The organism is Plantactinospora sp. A48 (assembly GCF_055793945.1).
Window position 1 is genome coordinate 1 of record NZ_JBTIXF010000096.1, and the last position, 18,113, is coordinate 18,113.

Here is an 18,113-nt window from a genome sequence, read left to right on the forward strand (position 1 = left end):
CCCACACGGACAAAGCGTTCTCCCCCCCTTCTTCCCCCCTAAATGTCCCCACTTCTCCATTCCCCTGCCTTTTCCAGCCCCCCCCCCGCCCGAGGCTAGCCCCCCCGGGGCGCCCCCGGCCCGACGCGTCAGGCCCCGGAACCGGTTCGCAGGTGCCGCACGAGCTGCCGACAGACCCCGGTCAACCCGGCACGGACCGCCGGGTCGGTCACCGTGCCGTCCGGTCCGACGGCGTCCCGACCGACCGGAAGGCGGACGCACGCCGACTCAACCACCACCGCGCTCACGTAACCCAACACGGTGACCAGGGTCGCCAGCGCCCCCTCCCCCCGTCCCGGATTCGCCACGTTGATCCACGCGACCGGCTTGTCGTACAGCTCGCCGCCGCCCACCGTCCAGTCGAGCAGGTTCTTCAGGCTGCCGGGCAGGGTCCCGGCGTACTCCGGGGTGCAGAACAGCACCGCGTCGGCGGCGGCCAGCCGCTGCCGCAGCTCGGCCACCGAAGCGGGCAGGCGGTCCCCGTCGTCCTCCGGGTTGAACGCGGGCAGGTCGGACAGCCCTTCGTACAGGACGGCCACCACCTCCGGCGGCGCGACGGCCGGTACGGTCCGCAGCGTGGCCGTGTTGGTGGAGGCCCCTCGGGTACTCCCCGACACCAGCAGGATCCGGACCGGATCATCCATCGCCGTGCCTCCCCGTCCCCAACGGATGCTCTCCGAGAGCAAGTAGACCATTCCCCTTCGGCGCTGGCTGCGCGGCGGCCGATGACCTCGGTGGATCCCGGCCCGGTCCGCTCCCGCCGGTGCCCCTCGCCGGTCGCCCGCGCGCTCGATGTGACCGATCCGGTGTCCCAACCAGTCATCACCGGTGAAGCACACCGAACCACGGGAGATAACAATGGACCAGCACCTGCGACCGCTCTTCGACCGAGCCCTCGCCGACGAGCCCCCGCCGCCGGGCGACCTGGCCGACCAGGCGATGGCCAGCGGGTCCGGCCTGCGCCGCCGACGGCGCCGACGGCTGGTGACCGGGGTGGTCGCCATCGCGGCGCTGGGCGCGGTGAATCTCGCGGTCGGGCTGAACCGATCGGCGCCGCCGGAGACCGTGTCGGCGGGATTCGCGATGCGGATCAACCCGGCCTGTCACTCACCGGCCCGGGCCAGCGCCACCGACGTCTCCGTGTTCCTCGCCAGAACGGTCACCGCCGAGCAGCGCACCGCGGTGGCCGGCCTGGCGCGCACGGACCCGGCCGTCAGGATTGTGATCTACGAGAGCCGCGAGACCGCGTACGCGAGATTCAAGAGGCTCTACGCGGACGATCCGGATCTGGTCGCCGCTGTCCAGCCCAGTCAGCTGCCGGAGGCGTTCCGGATCAAACTGGACCCGCCGTCCCGGTTCGCCGAACTGGCCCCTCGCCTCCGACGGATGCCGGGAGTCGACGAGGTCATCGGCAGTTCGTGCCCGACCGACACGAACGTCTGGCAGGCCAACTGATGGCCGACGCGAGGACCACGCCGGGCCCGGGATCGCCCCGGGACGCCCGTACCGGACTGCTGGGACGGTGGGGGGTGGCCCGGCGGCGCGAGCAGACCGCCCGGCAGGCGGAGTTCACCGCGTTCGTCGAGGCCACCGCACCGACGCTGCGGCGTACCGCCTACCTGATGTGCCGGGACTGGCACCTCGCCCAGGACCTCACCCAGACCACCTTCGCGAAGATGTACGCGAACTGGGATCGGATCCGGCGCACCGCCAACCTGGGCGCGTACAGCCGACGGGTCCTGCTGAACGCCGTCTTCGACCAGTGGAAGCGCCGGAGCGACACCGAACTCGTCCTGGCTGAGCCGCCCGAGACATCGGCTCGACGACCCGACGACAACCTGGAACTGCACGTCGCCCTGCTGGGAGCCCTGGCCACCCTGCCGGTCCGGGACCAGGCCATCGTGGTGCTGCGACACTGGGAGGATCAGAGCGTCGAGGCGGTGGCCGAGATCCTCAACGTCTCCGTGTCGGTGGTGAAGACCCAGAACGCCCGTGCGCTCGGCAGGCTGCGGGCGGTGCTGGGTGAGGACTTCATCCGGATCTGATCCCACCATCGTCAATCGACAGACCGCCGCCAATCGATCCGCCGGCCACAGTCGACCCGCCGTCGCCGTTCGGCGCCAACCGCGCCGACGGCAGTCGGCTTTCCGACACACAATCTGGAGGTTGCCACCGATCACGGCGTGATGAGTGGTTCTCGTATTCGCTACGGTGCCGCTCAGTCATTCCGAATTCGGCGGGAGAAGATCATTACCAGTCGGAACGCCCCGGAGCGCGCGTTCACCGCTGCGGACATCAGCCGGGCCCGCAAGGAAGGGTACGCGCGCTTCTCCGGGTGGGGCCTGCGAAGCCTGCCAACCGCCCTCAGTGAACTCGGGGACCTGGAACGCCTCTACCTCATCCACAACGAACTGGAGAGCCTGCCACCGGGCATCGGCCACCTGATAAACCTCTGCGAGCTGGACGTCCGAAGCAACCGCCTGACCTCGCTACCCCGGGAGATCGGCGAGCTGCAGCACCTCGAAGAGCTCTACCTGGATGACAACCGGATCAGCTCCCTGCCCGCGGAGATCGGCAGACTGGCACGACTGCGCGAACTCGACCTCGACGGGAACGAGCTCCGGACCCTCCCGCCGGAGCTGTTCCGGCTCCGCGAACTCGAACAGCTCGACCTGCGGAACAACCGGCTCTCCCACATCCCCCCGGAGATCTGCCGGCTCACCAACCTGCGCCGGCTGTACCTGAGCAACAACCAGATCAGGGAGATCCCGCCGGAGATCGGCCTGTTGACGAAGCTCGACAAGCTCGAACTGGACGGAAACCAGATCAGCGAGTTGCCTCGGGAAATGGCGCAACTCCTCGGCCGGTCGATCTCGCTGTCCATCTCGCGGAATCCACTGTCGGATCCGTTGCCCGATCTCCTTCCCCGAGGGCTCGACGCCGTCGCGGCGTACCTGCGAAGCCTGGAGGACGCGACCCCGCACTACGAGGCGAAGGTCCTGGTGGTCGGCGAGGGCGCGGTCGGCAAGACGTCGCTGCTGGCCGCCCTGGAGGGCAGGGAGTTCGTCGAAAACCGGAACCCCACCCACGGCCTGGAGATCCATCCTCTGGTGCTGCCCCACCCCGATCTGGACCTCGACATGATGGTGCGGGTCTGGGACTTCGGCGGCCAGGAGGTCTACCGGATCACCCACCAGTTCTTCTTCAGCCGCCGCGCCCTCTACGTGCTGGCGTGGAACGCCCGGAAGGGCCAGGAGCAGGGTGAGGTGGAGGACTGGCTGACCCGCATCCAGCTTCGGGTCGGATACGAGGCGCGGGCCATCCTCGTGCCGACGCACAGCGACGTGACCGAACCCGAGATCGACCTGGAGCAGCTGAGGCAGAGCTTTCCCAACATGCTCGCCGGCCAGGTGGAGGTCGACAACCGGACCGGCCGGGGCATACCCGCGCTGCGGGACGAGATCGCGAAGGAGGCCGCAGGACTGCCGCAGATGGGGCGGATGCTCAGTCCGCGCTGGATCACCGCACGGGATGACATCCTGTCCCGCTACCAGAGTGAGCCGCAGATCTCCTGGGACGCCTTCGTCGCCATCTGCCGGTCGAACCAGATGACCGACGAGGAGACCGTCACGCTCGCCGAGCTTCTGCACGACCTGGGCCAGATCATCTACTACGGCGACGACGAGGGCCTCCGGGACATCGTGGTGCTGAATCCGGACTGGCTGACCAGGGCCATCGCGTACGTGCTGGAGGACGCCGGCACCAGGCAGGCGAACGGCGTGCTCGACCACGCCGACCTGCGACGGATCTGGCAGGAACGGCCGCGCGACGACGCCTACCCGGCGCGGCACCATCCCTACTTCCTGCGGTTGATGGAGAAGTTCGACATCTCCTACCGGCTCGGGGAGCGCGAGGACCGGAGCCTGATCGCCCAGTTGGTGCCGCACTCCCGGCCCGCCCTGCCGTGGATCTTCAACACGCCACTCGGCGAGAACCTGCGCAAGGTCGAGCTGATCTGCAAGCTCCGGGACCCCGCCCCCGGGCTCGTCGCGTGGCTGACCGTCCGCCACCACGACGCCTCCATCGGGAAGCACTGGCGCAACGGTGTCTTCCTCCGCCATCCGACGGCGGCGTACTCCTCGGAGGCGTTGATCGAGTTGCAGCCGGACGGACGGCTGCGGATCGAGGTCCGGGCGCCCTCGCCGGACCTCTTCTTCAACGTGTTGCGGGACAGCCTGGAGCACCTGATCAAACGGCGGTGGCCGGGCCTGCGGTACCAGCTGCTGATCCCCTGCCCCACCCCGGCGTGTACCGGGGAGTTCCCCCTCAACGGCCTGCTGCGCCGCCGCGAGCGGGGCCGGATGGCGCAGGACTGCCTGGAGTGCGACGAGGACCACGACATCTCGACGCTGCTCACCGGCTTCACCTCCGCGCAGGCCGAGCTCCGCTCGCAACTGGAGGCCCTGCACGACGAGGTCGGGGTGATCTCGGACGGGGTGGAACGGCTGGAAGGCGGTCTGCGCCGGGTGGAGATGTTCGCCGCGCAGAGCGCTGACTCGCTGCGCCGGGTGCTGAAGGTGGTCTCCACCGAGGTGGTGGACTGCCCGCGGATGTTCACCCTCGCGCCGCCGGCCGGCAGCGCGGAACCGGTGGGTCCGGCCAGCGTGCTGTGGCATCGCCGCATCACCTTCAAACTGGTGTATCTCACCCTCTGGTGTGAGCATCCCGGCGAGTGGCACCCGTGGGAGCCCGCCACCTACGAGTTGCGGCAGGAACGTGAGTGGTTCACCCGCATCGCGCCGTACGCGAACTTCGTGCTGAAGACACTCCGACTCGTCGTACCGCTGGTGGCCGCCGTCTCCGGAGTGACCCTGCCGAGGCAGCAGTCGGAGGACCTGTCCAAGCGGATCGAACTGATGAAGTCCGTCACCGAGAAGCTTCCGGCCGGTGTGGACCGGCACGAGCGGGCGGACGGACTGCCGGCGAACGAGCTGACCGAGGCCGAGGGGCAGGCCCTGCGCGGCCTGCGGGCGCTGCTGTTCAGATACGACGAGGGACGGTCCTTCGGCGACCTGCGGCGGGTCCAGGCACCCTCCGGCGACCTGCTCTGGGTGTGCCCTCAGCACTATCACCAGTACGACCCCGGTTTGCCGCTGCTCCCGGACCCCCGGTCGGAACCGGCGACGCCGGAACTGGCGCCCCCGGACCCGCCGGTCCGGCAGCCGCCAGCGCCGTGACCAACAACCCAGCGCTCCGGACCGCATTGCCCGGCATGGATAGAGTCATCGACTGTAAGTCGCGGTTTGAAGGGAATTGACGGGATGCCGCTCGAACCGAGGTTCCGTCGGGTCGCCGCGTTGCGTCGGCGGTTCGTCAACCGTGAGTCCATTCTGGAGGCGTACGCCGAGGAGCTGACCAGAGCTGGAGACGGCGTGCGGGTCCTGAACGTCGTCGGCGTCGGGGGCATCGGCAAGTCCCGGCTCCTGCGCGAGCTGTGCACCCGGGTCACCGATACGCACCGGACGGCGACGCTCGACCTGCAGGTGCCGGCGATGCGACAGCAGGAGGACGCCTTGGCGCTGCTCCGGGTGGAGCTGGGTCGGCAGGGCGTGCGGTTCGACCGGTTCGACATCGGTTATGCGGTGTACTGGCAGCGGCTGCACCCTCATCTGCGGCTCAGCCCCAAGGAACTGCCGTTCATCCGGGAGAGCGACGCGCTGACCCAGATTCTGGACGACACGACCGGTCTGCCGATCTTCGGCACGGCCGTCGGGCTCATCAAACTCGCCGAGCGGGCCGCCACCGGGTTGCGCCGACGTCGTCAGGTCCGGGTCGACGACACCCTGCGCTCCCTGGACGAGCTGCCCAACGTGGAGCTGGCGGACGCCATCACGTACCTTTTCGCGCAGGATCTGCGGGAGAGCAGTGTCGACCGCCCGTACGTCGTGTTCATCGACGCGTACGAGGCGCTGGTGTCGGCGGCGGTGCGGGCGGGTCGGGGGGCCATGCTCGACGCCTGGTTGCGTGATCTGGTGGGGCAGCTCGACCGCGGCCTGGTGGTGGTGGCCAGTCGTGAACCGCTGGGTTGGCAGGCGTACGACTCGAGTTGGGCGGCGGCGATCCGGCTCTGCCGGGTGGATGGCCTGCCGATGGAGGCCCGGCTGGAGCTGCTGGCTGACAGCGGCATTTCCGACGAGGCGGAGCGGCTGACGATCGCGCGGGCAAGCACCGGCCTGCCGTTCTATCTACACCTGGCGATCGATACCCGAGCCAGCACGGGAGAGCCGGGCAAGGCCGTCTCTCCCGAGGAGATCGTGCAGCGGTTCCTGCAACACGTCGGCGGCCAGGAAATCCGTACGCTGGAGCTGCTCAGCCTCCCCCGCGTATTCGACTTCGAGATCTTCCAGGCCGTCGCCGGAGCGTTCGACCTGCCCCGGCACCGACCGGCGTGGGAGTCACTCACGGCGTACTCGTTCGTCTATCACACGGGGGCGAACGGCAACCGGCTGCACCAGCTGATGCGGTCCGCGCTGGCCACCCATGTCTCCCGCGACACCACCCGGGACGTGCACCGGCTGCTCCGGGACATCTGGGAACATCGGTCCAGGCAGGCGCAGAGCACAGAGGACGGGGTCGACACCCGGGCCCGGGCCATCCGCGAGGCCGCGTACTCCGCCATGCACAGCGGCGCTGTCGATGGAGCCGGGATCCTCGGGTACGCGGACCGCGCGCTCAGCCTCGGCGGAAAGCAGGCCGTGGACGGCGTGCGGCGGGACCTCCAGGAGTTCGTCGAGGAGGGCGCGGCAGATCCGGGGCTGGCAGTCACCGTCCGGTGCATGGAGGCTGAAGCGGCGATCGTGCTCGGCGACGCTGCCACCGCCACCGCCCTCACGCCGGCGGTCGACTGGCCCCTCGACGACGTGGTGGGCGCCCGGCTGGCGATCGCGGCGGCGCACGGTCGGCGGATCGGCGGCGCGACCAGCGACGCGCGACTGTTGTACGGGCGGGTGTGGGCGGAGCACTCCGGTCCGGTGCGGCACCGGGCCGGGTTCTGCCTGGCCGACATCGAGATGTGGCAGGGCCGGTTCCGGGATGCCTTTGGGATGGCGGGGCAGATCCTCGACGAGTGCCCGCCCGACGATCACCTGTTGCGCGGGGACGTCACCCGGTTGTTGCACCTCGGACACCGGTTCGCACTGGATTTCGAGGCGGCCTGGCGGGAGTGGGAACGGGCCCGCGGGTTCTACCGGCAGGCCGACACGGTGGTGGGCCTGGCCAATCTCAAGACCAACCGTGCCGAACTGCTGGCCTGGACCGACCCGGTGTCGGCCCTACCGGCCGCGGTCGAGGCGGTCGAGGTACAGCAGACCATGGGTGCCCAGCACGAGTTGGGTAAGTCGTTCACCGCGCTGGCGATCGCCCAGTTGCGGTTGGGGCGGCTGACCGAGTCGGCTGGTTCGTTCCGGGCCGCCGCCGAGTCGCTCGACGCGGCCGGATACCGCTCCGGGCGGGCCCGAGCCGAGCTGTTCCGGGCCTTCCTGCACGCCCGGATGGGCCATCGGGTGGAAGCGGTCGAGGCGGTCCGCTGGGCCGTGGACGAGTTGCTCGGGGCCGAGGTGTACCCGAATCTGATCATGCTGGCTGGCCAGTTCCTCGACGCGACAGGCGAGCGGGACCGGCGAGTGACGACAGCGGCCCGGGAGGCGCGGGACCAGATCGATGCCCTGGACTCGCTCGCCGCGTTGGAGGAACGTACGAGCCGGCTGGTGGCGGCGCTTCTGGAGGGACGGCCATGACGTGGACGCGGATCTACGAGCAGGCCCGGTCGCGGCTGGACGCGGCGGCCGGATATTACAACCACAATGTCCGGGTCGATCTGCCGGACGGGCCGGTGATCGTGCGGATCCCGATCCACGGCGCGGACGTGATGGACCTGAGATTGTGGCGTGAACAGGACGTGCTGCCGGCCATCGCCCCGTACGTGGTCCGCGCTCCCCGGCTGCTCTTCCTCAGCGACGAGCCGGCGTTCCAGATCCACGAGTTCATCGCCGGTGACGTGCTCAACGACATCGCGCCCCGGGGAGCGGCCTGCCCGGCGCACGTGCCGGGGGACGTGGCACGGCTGTTCCGGCAGCTCGTCGATGTGCCACGGGACAAGCTGCCGTCGATCCCGCCGGATTGGCCGGCAGACGGGGACAGCGCGGCCTTCGGCCGCCGGCTGACCCGGCTCACCCAATGGATCTACGACACCTTCGCCGACGAGTACCGGCCGCTGTTCGACCGGTTCGGCATCCCGGTGGACCCGCTGGGCGGCCTGACCGAGGTGTGGCCGGCACTCACCGACCGGCCCTCGGTGTGCGTACACGCCGACGTGCACCGCAAGAACATCATCGTGACCGGCGGAGACAGCGTCTTCCTGGACTGGGAGTTGGCGCTGTGGGGTGACCCGGTGTACGACCTGGCCGTCCACCTGCACAAGATGGCCTATCTGCCGGGCGAGGAACGTGAACTGCTGTCCCGGTGGGCCGACGTGATGCCCCCGGAGCACGTCGCCGGGTGGGAGCCGGACCTCGACGCCTACCTGGGCCACGAACGGATCAAGTCCGCGATCGTGGACAGCGTCCGTTACGCGCAACTGTTCGCCGCTGGCGGCCCGTATCCGTACCCCGAACCGCAGATGATCACCTCGATGACCGACAAGCTGAACGCCGCCCGAGAGCGCTGGCGGATACCAGATCGGATCACCACCGCCGAGGTGGCGGCCGGGCTCCGGGGCTGGGCGGCCGACCGCCGCGCGGGGTGACCGCCGGCCCGACGTCCGGCCGGCCGCCGTGCGAGGTAGCCGCCGGCCCGCCGGACCGCGTCACCCGTTGAGTTGCCGGAGCCCGTCGCTGGTGAGGAGGTACGCGGGCGCGATCTCTGCCGGTTCGGCGGACAGCAGTTCGACCACCGCCGCCCCGGCGCCCTCGGGCGTCAGCACCTCGCCCAACTGCCGGAGGTGTTCCTCCACCGGCCGCCCGGCGCGGTCCGCGTACGCCTGAACACCCGCGCGGCCGAGGTCGGTCAGCGGGGTCAGCTGGGGTAGCACGGCGGTGAACGTGATGCCGAGCCCGGCCCGGTCGGCCTCGGCCCGGGCGTAGCCGGCCAGCAGCCGTTGGGTGGCCTTGGCCCCCGCGTACCCGCCGCTGACCGGTGAGCCGCCCAGGGCCGCCCCGCTGCTGAAGACGACCATCCGGCTGCCCGCTGGCAGTGGCCGGCGCAGCGCCTCGCGCAGCCAGTGGAACGCCATCCGGACGTCGGCGTGCCAGTTGACCGAGAACTCCTCCCAGGTCAGCTCGTGCATCGGGCGCATCGGTGGGACGGCGCCGGCGACCAGGATGACGGCGTCCGGGGCGTACCGGTCGAGCAGCCGGCCGGGGGTGGCGGGGTCGACGGCGTCCGCGACCGCGGTGCGGACCCGCGTCCCGTCGCGGGCCGGGTCGGCGGTACGGCTGACCGCGACCACCGCGGCGCCGGCACCGGACAGCGCCGTCACCACCCCCCGGCCCAGGCCCCGGCTCGCGCCGACGACCAGGGCGGTCGTGCCGGTCAGCGCACCGGTACCGGTGGCCGTCAGATTGTTGTCGATCACGATGAACTCCTCGTTGTTGGACTCGCACCGGTACCGACACGGCGGCCGGCGAAAATCGGGCGCCCGTTGGGTGACCAGTTCCACCGCCCGCCGGTGTCGGTACCGGGGAGGACGATGGGGAGGTGGTCATGTCGGCGGAGTTGCTGGCGCGGGCGCGCACCGGGGACCGGGAGGCGTTCGCGGCGCTGGTCCAGCCGCACCGTGGCGAGTTGCAGGCGCACTGCTACCGGATGCTCGGCTCGTTGCAGGATGCCGAGGACGCGGTGCAGGAGACGCTGCTGGCGGCCTGGGTCGGCCTGGCCGGGTTCGAGGCGCGGTCCTCGGTCCGCACCTGGCTCTACCGCATCGCCACCAACCGGTGCCTGAACCTGCTGCGTAGCGTCGCCCGCCGGCCGCCGGCCGCCCAACCGGCCCCGACCCCCGCCCCGGCGGAGGTCCGCACCGGCGAGGTGCTGTGGCTGCAGCCGTACCCCGACGTGCTGCTCGACGGCCTGCCCGACCAGGCGCCGGGGCCGGAGGCCCGGTACGTCTCCCGCGAGGCGATCTCGCTGGCCTTCGTGACCGCCGTCCAGCTGCTGCCGCCGAACCAGCGGGCGGCGCTGCTGCTGCGGGACGTGCTCGGCTACCGCGCGCGGGAGGCGGCCGACCTGCTCGGGTTGACCGAGGACGCGGTGGCCAGCGCGCTCAAGCGGGCCCGTGCCACGATGGCCGCGCACCACTCGGCGGGCCCGCCGCCGCCCACTGCGGGAAGCGCGCGGGAACGCGCCCTGCTCGACCGGTTCGTCGCGGCGTTCACCGAGGAGGACGTCGACACGATCGTCGCGTTGCTGACCGACGACGTGTGGCTACGGATGCCGCCGCTGGCCGTCGAGTACCACGGCCGCCCGGCGGCACGCCGGTTCTTCGCCTCGATCGACGCCCACCGACGGAGCATCGCCCGGATGGTGCCGGTGCGGTGCAACGGCCAGCCTGGGTGGGGCGAATACCGCCGGGACCCGGCCACGGACGCCCTGCACGTCACGGGCATCCTGGTCGTTGACCTCGCCGGTGACCGGATCCGTGAACTCACCCGCTTCGAGGCGACGCTCGCGCCGCACGTCGGGCTTCCCCGTACCCTCTGGTGAGCGCCGGGACTGATCAGGCCAGCAGGATCTCCCGCATCCGCGCGCCCGGGTTGATCCCGCCGACCACCCGGGGACCGGCCGGATCATGAACGGCGATCGTGTTGTTGCGGCGCATCAGCTCACGGACCGGCGGCGGCAACCGGGGCGGGTCGTCCATCGCCGCGAGGATCTTCCCGGCCGACGTGATCAGCCGGTCGGCCAGGGCGGCGGCGTCGGTGTCGACCCGGACCCGGCCGAACTCCCAGCCGGCGGTGGTCAGGTCGAGCACCTCGAACACCCGGGTCACCAGCGGGGTCGGGTCGGTCACCCGGTCCAGCCGGGCCGCCCCGGCGCCGGCCACCGTGACGGCGGCGGCCAGTTGGGCGTACGGGTGGAAATTGCACGGCAGCGCGAACAGTGGCCACCGCAGCAGCGCGCCGGCCTCCTTCCACAGCGGCCGGTAGTTGCGACGGTGGACCAGGAGCCGCCGGCCGGTGTGCCGGAACACCTCGTGGGCCTGGGCCTGGAGGTCCGCGTTCGCCTCGTCGGCGACCTCGCCCACGATCCGCGCCGCCACGGCCAGGCCGTCGTCGCCGTCCAGCAGCTTGCCGACCGCCTCGACCTGCTCGGGGAACCGGAGCTGCGCGCGGGCGCCGTACCGGTGCCGGACGTCCCGCAGCAGCGCCTCCTGGCGGGCCGGATCGAGCTGAACCCGCCCGCCGCCCAGCAACCGCCGCAGCCAACGCATCTCGCCCTCGTTTCAGCAGCCCTCCGGAGAACGCGGCAATGCTAGTGCGTCGGACCCGCCGCATAGGGTGGTGGGGTGACAGAACGATCTTTGACCTTGATGGCCGTACACGCCCACCCGGACGACGAGGCGACGAGCACCGGCGGCGTCCTCGCCCGGTACGCGGCGGAGGGGGTCACGACGGTGGTTGTGACCTGCACGGACGGGCGCTGCGGCGACGGCCCCGGCGGAGTCAAGCCCGGCGACCCGGGGCACGACCCGGACGCCGTGGTGGCGATGCGCCAGGCCGAGTTGACGGCCAGTTGCGACGCGCTGGGGGTCACCCATCTGGAGACGCTCGGCTACGCCGACTCCGGGATGATGGGTTGGCCCACCAACGACCTGCCCGGCGCGTTCTGGCAGACGCCGGTGGCCGAGGCGGCCGAGCGGCTGGCCGAGCTGATCCGGCACTACCGGCCGGACGTGGTCGTCACCTATGACGAGAACGGTTTCTACGGCCACCCGGACCACATCCAGGCGCACCGGATCACCATGGCCGCCGTCGAGCGGACGGGCATCCCGGCGAAGGTCTACTGGACCACGGTGCCGCGCAGCGCCTTCGAGGAGTTCGGCCGGATCATGAAGGAGATCGGCGTCGAGTTCCCCGAGCCGGACGAGCCGGCGCGGGACATGCCCGAGCTGGGCCTGCCCGACGACGAGATCACCACCTGGGTGAACACCCGGGACTACGGCGCGCAGAAGTTCAAGTCGTTGGCCGCGCACGCCAGCCAGGCGGAGAACATCTTCTTCCTGCAACTGGGTGAGGAGCGGTTCACCGAGCTGATGGGCGTGGAGACGTTCGTCCGGGTCCACGACAACACCGACGCGCCGACCCCGGAGGACGACCTGTTCGCCGGCCTGCGCTGACCCCGCCGCCGTTCGACGCGGCGGGGGGGTACCTGCGCGGCGTCGGCTGACCGACTTTCTCGTCCGTTCGCGGCCCGATCCTGCGAGGACATCTTCCTACGATGACGGATGAAGTTCCCGCCACGGCGCACCCGCCCCGGCCCGAGCGCGCGCAGACGCCCGCGGAACTGGTGGCCGCCCTGCGTCAACTGCGATCGTGGTCCGGTTCGACGTACCGGGCCCTGGAGGCCAGGGCCGCCACGGTCGGCGAGGTGCTGCCGAGCAGCACGATCGCGACCGCGTTGGGCCGGTCGACACTGCCCCGTGAGCAGTTTGTCGCGGTGTTCACCAGGGCGTGTGGACTTGGTGAGGATGAGGTGCGGAGCTGGCTCGCCGCCCGCAAGCGGATAGCGATGCGGGAGGAGGGGTCAGCGGCGTCCGGGGCCGCCGCACCGCCGGCCCCGACCGACACCGAGCCGAACCCGCCGCCGGCCTCCTCCGAAACGCCGCCGGATCCTCCCGGCGACCACCGGACCTCGCGTTGGATGGTGCCGGTCGTCGCGGTGTCGCTCCTGCTCGTGCTCGGGGTGGGTGCGGCCCTGCTGTCCACGTTCGAAAGAGACGGACCCGGGGATCGGCGTACGAGCACCCTGGCGTCCTCCCCGTCACCCAGTTCCACCATGCCGTTGCAGCTCGGCGGGAGCGGCAGCTTCGCGCGGATCAGCCCGGCGCGGGCTCCGGACCTGTGCCTCAGCGAGGGACGGGACCGAAAGGGCAGATACCCCAGTGCGATCGCCGTCCTCCGGCCGTGCCGTCGGGCGGTGCCGCCTCGGACCTTCCTCGAACCGGTCGGCGCCGACACGATGTTCATCGAGTGGCAGCATCCCAGGGAGGGAATCGGTTGTCTCACCCTGCTGACCGGCGGTGTCATCAAGGACATGTTCGAGCCGTGGCCGGATTGCGGCAGAACCCGTTCCCAGCAGCTGTTCCAGGTGGAACGGGTCACCGGTACGGCCAGCGAGCGGTACCGGCTGCGGATCACGCACACGGGGCAGTGCGTCGGACTGCTCGACGGGGCCGCCACAGAGGGCGTGGAGGCGGTCCAGAAGCCCTGCACCGATGACGCGGACCAGCAGTTCGTCATCGACCTGCTCCCGCCCGTCTGAACCGAGTCGCTTCCGCCGTCTGGGCCGAGCCGCCGATCCATGGCGGCTCGGCCCAGACGGGCGGCCCCCGTTCCTCAGACTCCGGTTTCCTCAGACTCCGGCGCTGACGGTCACCCCGTTCGCGGCCCGGCGCGGCGTGGTGACCCCGGTCACCAGGTTGCCGGTGGACACGACCGACAGGGTCGTACCCGAGTTCACCGCGTAGTCCAGCCCAACCCCGGTGCCGTTGCCGCGGACGGTGTTGCCGACCACCACGACACTGCCGGCGCCGTAGTTCGTCCGAAGCGACAGGAAGGTGCCGCCACCGCCGTTGAACCGGAAGATCCGGTTGCCCGTGATCGTCGAGGCGGCCTCGCCCTGTACCGACGCCTGCAGGCCGCCGGTCACGAAGTCCTCGAGGTAGTTGTCCGAGATGGTGCTGCCGAAGAGCCGCTCGGCGGTTATCGCCGAGCCCCCGGTGCCGTAGACGTGGTTACGCTCGACGATCCATCCGGCGCTGTTGTCGAGCGCGATCGCGTCGGTACCGGAGTCTGCGATCCAGTTGTCCAGCAGTTGCCAGTCGGTCACGGAGTTTCCGGTGTCCTCGACGAAGACTCCCCTACCGCCGGAGTCGCTGATGTGGTTTCCGGCGATGCGGCCGTTGACCTGGGTGTTCTTCAACGGGGTGCCGTTGGCCGCCAGGTTCGTCAGCCGAATGCCGTGTCGCGTCGCGCCGACGATCTCCACGTCTTCGACGACCGACTGCCACGCCCGCAGCACCAGCACGTCACCGCCGGTGGGATTGCCGGCCCGGTTCCCGTCCAACGTGACGGTTCGGATGCTGATCGGCGCACCGGTGTAGGAGTCGTTGTCCAGATACGAGTCCGAGGCCAGCATGGCCTTCAGGTTCGCCCCGTTGGCCTGCCGGATCACCGCCCCCGCCCGGGACTTCCCGCGGTAGCTCCGCGCACCGAGCAGCTTGACACTGCCGTCGATCAGGCACGGGCCCTCGATGACGATCTCATCGCCGGGCGAACTCGCGGCGATCACGCTGTTGAGCTTCTCGTCGTCCGCCGTCGTGTTGCCGCAGCTCGCCGTGAGTTCCCGGGCCCAGGCCGGTGCGTCGGAACCGAACGACACCACCATCAGCGCAACGGCGAGCACGGCCGCGCCGCGTACCGTCCACGCTCGCCTCTTCGAGGTTGATGACATGACCCGAGGCTATGGCGAGAGCCCGCCTGGTTCACCGGTTCGGCCGTTCGAGGTTGTTCGGGTCTGTTCGGGCGGCCCCGCTGGCCGATGAACACGGCGATGTCCGGCAATCCGATCAGGATGGTTAGATCAAAAAAAACCGACCACGGCGGACACCGACGTCCCGCCGCGGCCGGATCGACACGGGATCCAGCACCCGCAGGAAAGGTGACAGCATCCGTGAAACTGCGTAAGCGCCTCAGCCGGGCCGCGGTCGGCGGCACCGCCGTCCTGGCCGTCCTCGCCGGCACCGCCGGGGTCGCCCACGCCGGCGGCCCCTACCCGTACGCGGGCAACGACGACCTCGGCCGGCGACTCACCGTCTGCGCCGAGAGCCTGGACGTACGGGACTTCGTCGGCGTCCTGCACTATCCGCAGACCTTCACCGTGGAGGGCTTCGACGGGGCCGGCAAGGAATGGGTGTACGGCTTGGCGTGGGGCAATGTCAACGCCCACGGCTGGGTGCAGAACGGCTGGTTCTGCGACGCCTGAGCATGACCCCGGAGGTCTCCCGGTTGAGCGCTCCGGCCCGGCCGGTCGACCGACCCGCCGGGCCGGAGCGGACCGGGCCGGACCGGAGCGGACCGGGCCGTAGCGGACCGGGCCGGACCGGACCGGGTCGGACCGGGCCGGACCGGAGCGGACCGGTCCATAGCGGGATGTCTCACCACCGGATCGACGGATCGGGGTCGGCCGTCCGGCGCCGGCGACCCCACCGATCGTCCACTGTGCTCAGACTCAGGTCTGGAAGCGCTGTCGGAAATCTTGCAACGGGCTTGTCGGTTCCTGGTCACATTTTTCACGATGACCATCCCTCATGATCCGGCCCGGGCCTCGGCTTGGTGGCGGTCCGTCGCAGGATCACGCGCTCCCCCGCGAGAAGGAGAGTTCCGCGATGGCCGATGACTCGTGGCTTGCCGCCCGGTTGATCCCCACCTCCGGCATCAACGACGCCGAGGAACAGGTACGCCGGGCCAGCTCCGCGCTGCTGGCCGTGATGAGCGCGGTACGGGAGTTCGGTCTGGTCCTCACCCAGCCGCTCGGCGCGCCGGCCGGCGCCGTGCGGACGTTCGTCGAGGCGTCCTTCAAGTTGGGCGATGAGGAGTTCCTCCCGGACGGTCTGATCGAGGTGACCCGGGGCCAGCGGCGGTGGACCGCACTGGTCGAGGTGCGGACGGGTGGCGACCGGCTGCGGACCGAGCGGTTGGAGGCGTACCTCGACATCGCCCGCGAGCAGGGCTTCGACGCGGTGTTGACCATCTCCAACGAGATCGCCCCGGTCCCCGGCCAGCATCCGACGGTGGTCGACCGGCGGAAACTGCGGGGGGTCGCCCTGCACCACCTGCCATGGAGCGAGATCCTCACCCAGGCGGTGACGCAGAAGGAGCACCGCGCCGGAGCCGATCCGGACCAGGCCTGGATCCTCGGGGAGCTGGTCCGGTACCTCGAACACCCCCGGTCCGGGGCCCTGGAGTTCAGCGACATGGGCCCCGAGTGGGTGTCGGTGCGCGATGCCGTCTCCGCCGGGACCCTGCGCGGGACCGACGCCTGCGCACCCGTCGTCGGCCGGTTCGACGCGCTGATCCGGTACGCCGGTCTGCGGCTCGGCCGGGAACTGGGGGTGGAGGTGACGCCGGCGTTGAGCCGCCGCGACCTCGCGGATCCGGCCGGCCGCACCCAGACGCTGGCGAACCAGCTCGTCTCCACCGGCACGGTGTCCGGAGCGCTGCGGATACCCGGCTCCGTGGGGCCGCTGCGGGTGATCGCCGATCTGCGGGCCGGGTGGATCCACTGCCAGGTGGAGGTCGACGCGCCACGGTCCGGCCGCTCGACGAACCGGATCAACTGGCTGGTGCGCCAGCTGCGGGAGGCGCCGGACGCGACCCGGATCGAGGCGTTCGCCATGCACGCCCGAGGGGGCGGTGCGGCCGAACCACTCCGGGAGGTACGTGCCGATCCGACGGTCCTGATCAGCGACCCCAGCCGGGAACTGCGGACGTTCCGGGTCACCCTGTCGGTCCCGGCCGGTGACGGGTCGGGCACCGGACCGGCGACTTTCATCGACTCCGTCCTGGCCGCCATCGACGGCTTCTACGAGCAGGTGGTCCGGGACCTCAAACCGTGGCTGCCGGCCCACCCCGGGCTGTGGTCCGGCTCGGTGCAGCAGGTGTCAGCCTGACGCCGGCCGGCTGACCGGCCCGGCAGACCCGACCGGCCCGGAAGCGCCGACCGCCAGGGAGACCCGACCGGCCCGGAGGACCTGACCGGCCCGGAAGCGGCGGGTCAGCGTACGCAGATTTGCGTAGCGGCGGGCCGGCAGCGGGCTGACGCCGTCCCGCCCGACCGGGCGGATAGTCGAGCCGTGACCAACCAATCCACCGGGACGACGGACCGGCGCCGCTGGGCCGTCGCGACCAGCCTGGCGCTGGTGGCGGCGGCGATCGGCGACGCCGCTCCCGAGATCGTCGAATCCCACAGCCTGCTCACCGGATACGACGGGCCGGGGCCGCTGATCTGTCTGGCGGTGGCCGCCGCGGTGGCGCTGGTCCGGTGGCGGTTCATGCCGCTGCTGGCCGTCGCGCAGGGGGTGCTGTTTCTGGTCGGCGGATTCACCGACGCCTCCTTCCTGAGCCGGCTCGGTACCCCGGCGGAGTCCGTGCCGTTCTACGCCGGATGGCTTCAGATGGCGGCTTTCGCCGCGGCGGTCGCGTTCGGGGTCGCCGCCGTTCGGCGGTACGCGCCGGACCCAGCCCAGCCGGCGGACCCAGCCCAGCCGGCGGAACCGGATGGACGGCAGGACCACCAGATGGAAGGAGAACGACGGTGAGCACGATCGTGGCGCGGCTGGCGGCGGCACCGAGGAACACCAGGCTGTCGCTGTGCGGCTTGGCGGTGGGCATCCTCGGTCTGGTCATCCAGTGGATCGCGGACCCCGCGAAGTTCCCCTCGTTCCCGCCGGGGATCATCTTCATCGCGGTGTGCGGCGCCCTGGTGGTGTTCACCGTTCGGCACTGGTGGGCGCCGGTGTTCGCGGTACTGATCTCACTGTGGATCGTCCTCGGTGGGTGGGCGGCCGGTGTGCTGACCCCGAACCTCGTCTCTTCGAACCTGGGAACCGTCGTCGGCAACGTGGTGATGGCGCTCGGGTTGCTGTTCGCCGCGGTCACGGGGGTCGTGGCGATGCTCGGGGCGAGACGGGCCCGCCCCAGGTGAGCGAACCGACCGGCGGTCGGGGGGGGAGGAGGCGCCCCGAGGGTTTGGGGGGGTGTGGTGTTGGGGGGTGGGGGGGGGGGCGTTTCTTTGCTATAAAC

At 70.8% G+C, this 18,113-nt stretch carries 16 protein-coding genes; 12 read left to right on the forward strand and 4 right to left on the reverse strand.

Features of this window, described 5'->3' with window-relative positions; all coding sequences use genetic code 11:
* Positions 1 to 128 precede the first annotated feature (128 nt).
* Complete coding sequence (locus ACXN5W_RS28905; protein ID WP_473161548.1) at positions 129 to 683, reverse strand: NADPH-dependent FMN reductase; 555 nt, start codon at positions 681 to 683, stop codon at positions 129 to 131.
* A gap of 214 nt (positions 684 to 897) precedes the next feature.
* Between ACXN5W_RS28905 and ACXN5W_RS28910 the strand changes: the two genes are divergently transcribed.
* The 5 genes from ACXN5W_RS28910 (at position 898) to ACXN5W_RS28930 (ending at position 8,842) form a co-directional block, all read left to right on the forward strand.
* Positions 898 to 1,494 (forward strand): permease-like cell division protein FtsX, encoded by a 597-nt coding sequence (locus ACXN5W_RS28910; protein WP_473161549.1) that lies wholly within the window; start codon positions 898 to 900, stop codon positions 1,492 to 1,494.
* Positions 1,494 to 2,084: a SigE family RNA polymerase sigma factor gene (locus ACXN5W_RS28915; protein WP_473161550.1), complete on the forward strand. Its 591-nt coding sequence runs from the start codon at positions 1,494 to 1,496 to the stop codon at positions 2,082 to 2,084. The genes ACXN5W_RS28910 and ACXN5W_RS28915 overlap by 1 nt, the downstream gene beginning before the upstream one ends.
* Positions 2,085 to 2,225: 141 nt before the next feature.
* Entirely contained in the window at positions 2,226 to 5,276 is a 3,051-nt protein-coding gene (locus ACXN5W_RS28920) for a COR domain-containing protein (protein ID WP_473161551.1), read from the forward strand.
* Between the two features lie 84 nt (positions 5,277 to 5,360).
* A complete protein-coding gene (locus tag ACXN5W_RS28925; protein WP_473161552.1) occupies positions 5,361 to 7,835 on the forward strand; it encodes a hypothetical protein in 2,475 nt (824 codons plus the stop codon).
* Positions 7,832 to 8,842 (forward strand): phosphotransferase family protein, encoded by a 1,011-nt coding sequence (locus ACXN5W_RS28930; protein WP_473161553.1) that lies wholly within the window; start codon positions 7,832 to 7,834, stop codon positions 8,840 to 8,842. Before ACXN5W_RS28925 ends, ACXN5W_RS28930 begins: the two co-directional genes overlap by 4 nt.
* Positions 8,843 to 8,902: 60 nt before the next feature.
* Here the strand turns inward: ACXN5W_RS28930 and ACXN5W_RS28935 are convergent, their stop codons facing one another.
* The gene (locus tag ACXN5W_RS28935) at positions 8,903 to 9,670 is read right to left on the reverse strand and encodes an SDR family oxidoreductase (RefSeq protein ID WP_473161554.1); all 768 of its coding nucleotides are present in this window, start codon (positions 9,668 to 9,670) and stop codon (positions 8,903 to 8,905) included.
* Between the two features lie 128 nt (positions 9,671 to 9,798).
* On the opposite strand from ACXN5W_RS28935, the gene ACXN5W_RS28940 reads away from it, so the two are divergent.
* Positions 9,799 to 10,794, forward strand: coding sequence for an RNA polymerase subunit sigma-70 (locus tag ACXN5W_RS28940; protein WP_473161555.1), 996 nt, complete (start codon positions 9,799 to 9,801; stop codon positions 10,792 to 10,794).
* Between the two features lie 13 nt (positions 10,795 to 10,807).
* On the opposite strand, the gene ACXN5W_RS28945 is transcribed toward ACXN5W_RS28940, so the two are convergent.
* A complete protein-coding gene (locus ACXN5W_RS28945; protein WP_473161556.1) occupies positions 10,808 to 11,521 on the reverse strand; it encodes a hypothetical protein in 714 nt (237 codons plus the stop codon).
* A 75-nt stretch (positions 11,522 to 11,596) separates the two neighbouring features.
* On the opposite strand from ACXN5W_RS28945, the gene ACXN5W_RS28950 reads away from it, so the two are divergent.
* On the forward strand, positions 11,597 to 12,427 hold the full coding sequence (locus ACXN5W_RS28950; protein WP_473161557.1) for a PIG-L family deacetylase: 831 nt from the start codon (positions 11,597 to 11,599) through the stop codon (positions 12,425 to 12,427).
* A 101-nt stretch (positions 12,428 to 12,528) separates the two neighbouring features.
* The gene (locus tag ACXN5W_RS28955) at positions 12,529 to 13,572 is read left to right on the forward strand and encodes a hypothetical protein (RefSeq protein ID WP_473161558.1); all 1,044 of its coding nucleotides are present in this window, start codon (positions 12,529 to 12,531) and stop codon (positions 13,570 to 13,572) included.
* 90 nt (positions 13,573 to 13,662) lie between these two features.
* On the opposite strand, the gene ACXN5W_RS28960 is transcribed toward ACXN5W_RS28955, so the two are convergent.
* On the reverse strand, positions 13,663 to 14,763 hold the full coding sequence (locus ACXN5W_RS28960; RefSeq protein WP_473161559.1) for a right-handed parallel beta-helix repeat-containing protein: 1,101 nt from the start codon (positions 14,761 to 14,763) through the stop codon (positions 13,663 to 13,665).
* 219 nt (positions 14,764 to 14,982) lie between these two features.
* On the opposite strand from ACXN5W_RS28960, the gene ACXN5W_RS28965 reads away from it, so the two are divergent.
* From ACXN5W_RS28965 to ACXN5W_RS28980, 4 genes are all read left to right on the forward strand, one after another.
* Complete coding sequence (locus ACXN5W_RS28965; protein WP_473161560.1) at positions 14,983 to 15,294, forward strand: hypothetical protein; 312 nt, start codon at positions 14,983 to 14,985, stop codon at positions 15,292 to 15,294.
* A gap of 403 nt (positions 15,295 to 15,697) precedes the next feature.
* Positions 15,698 to 16,981 carry a stress response protein gene (locus ACXN5W_RS28970; protein WP_473161561.1) on the forward strand — a complete coding sequence of 428 codons (1,284 nt, stop codon included), beginning with the start codon at positions 15,698 to 15,700 and terminating at the stop codon, positions 16,979 to 16,981.
* 183 nt (positions 16,982 to 17,164) lie between these two features.
* On the forward strand, positions 17,165 to 17,629 hold the full coding sequence (locus ACXN5W_RS28975) for a hypothetical protein (protein WP_473161562.1): 465 nt from the start codon (positions 17,165 to 17,167) through the stop codon (positions 17,627 to 17,629).
* Positions 17,626 to 18,015, forward strand: coding sequence for a hypothetical protein (locus ACXN5W_RS28980; protein WP_473161563.1), 390 nt, complete (start codon positions 17,626 to 17,628; stop codon positions 18,013 to 18,015). Before ACXN5W_RS28975 ends, ACXN5W_RS28980 begins: the two co-directional genes overlap by 4 nt.
* Positions 18,016 to 18,113: the final 98 nt, after the last annotated feature.

Bases quoted from the DNA above. Each gene is read 5' to 3' on its own strand.
- ACXN5W_RS28905 (WP_473161548.1), bottom strand. From the start codon at position 683: ATGGATGATCCGGTCCGGATCCTGCTGGTGTCGGGGAGTACCCGAGGG.
- ACXN5W_RS28910 (WP_473161549.1), top strand. From the start codon at position 898: ATGGACCAGCACCTGCGACCGCTCTTCGACCGAGCCCTCGCCGACGAG.
- ACXN5W_RS28915 (WP_473161550.1), top strand. From the start codon at position 1,494: ATGGCCGACGCGAGGACCACGCCGGGCCCGGGATCGCCCCGGGACGCC.
- ACXN5W_RS28920 (WP_473161551.1), top strand. From the start codon at position 2,226: ATGAGTGGTTCTCGTATTCGCTACGGTGCCGCTCAGTCATTCCGAATT.
- ACXN5W_RS28925 (WP_473161552.1), top strand. From the start codon at position 5,361: ATGCCGCTCGAACCGAGGTTCCGTCGGGTCGCCGCGTTGCGTCGGCGG.
- ACXN5W_RS28930 (WP_473161553.1), top strand. From the start codon at position 7,832: ATGACGTGGACGCGGATCTACGAGCAGGCCCGGTCGCGGCTGGACGCG.
- ACXN5W_RS28940 (WP_473161555.1), top strand. From the start codon at position 9,799: ATGTCGGCGGAGTTGCTGGCGCGGGCGCGCACCGGGGACCGGGAGGCG.
- ACXN5W_RS28945 (WP_473161556.1), bottom strand. From the start codon at position 11,521: ATGCGTTGGCTGCGGCGGTTGCTGGGCGGCGGGCGGGTTCAGCTCGAT.
- ACXN5W_RS28955 (WP_473161558.1), top strand. From the start codon at position 12,529: ATGACGGATGAAGTTCCCGCCACGGCGCACCCGCCCCGGCCCGAGCGC.
- ACXN5W_RS28960 (WP_473161559.1), bottom strand. From the start codon at position 14,763: ATGTCATCAACCTCGAAGAGGCGAGCGTGGACGGTACGCGGCGCGGCC.
- ACXN5W_RS28970 (WP_473161561.1), top strand. From the start codon at position 15,698: ATGGCCGATGACTCGTGGCTTGCCGCCCGGTTGATCCCCACCTCCGGC.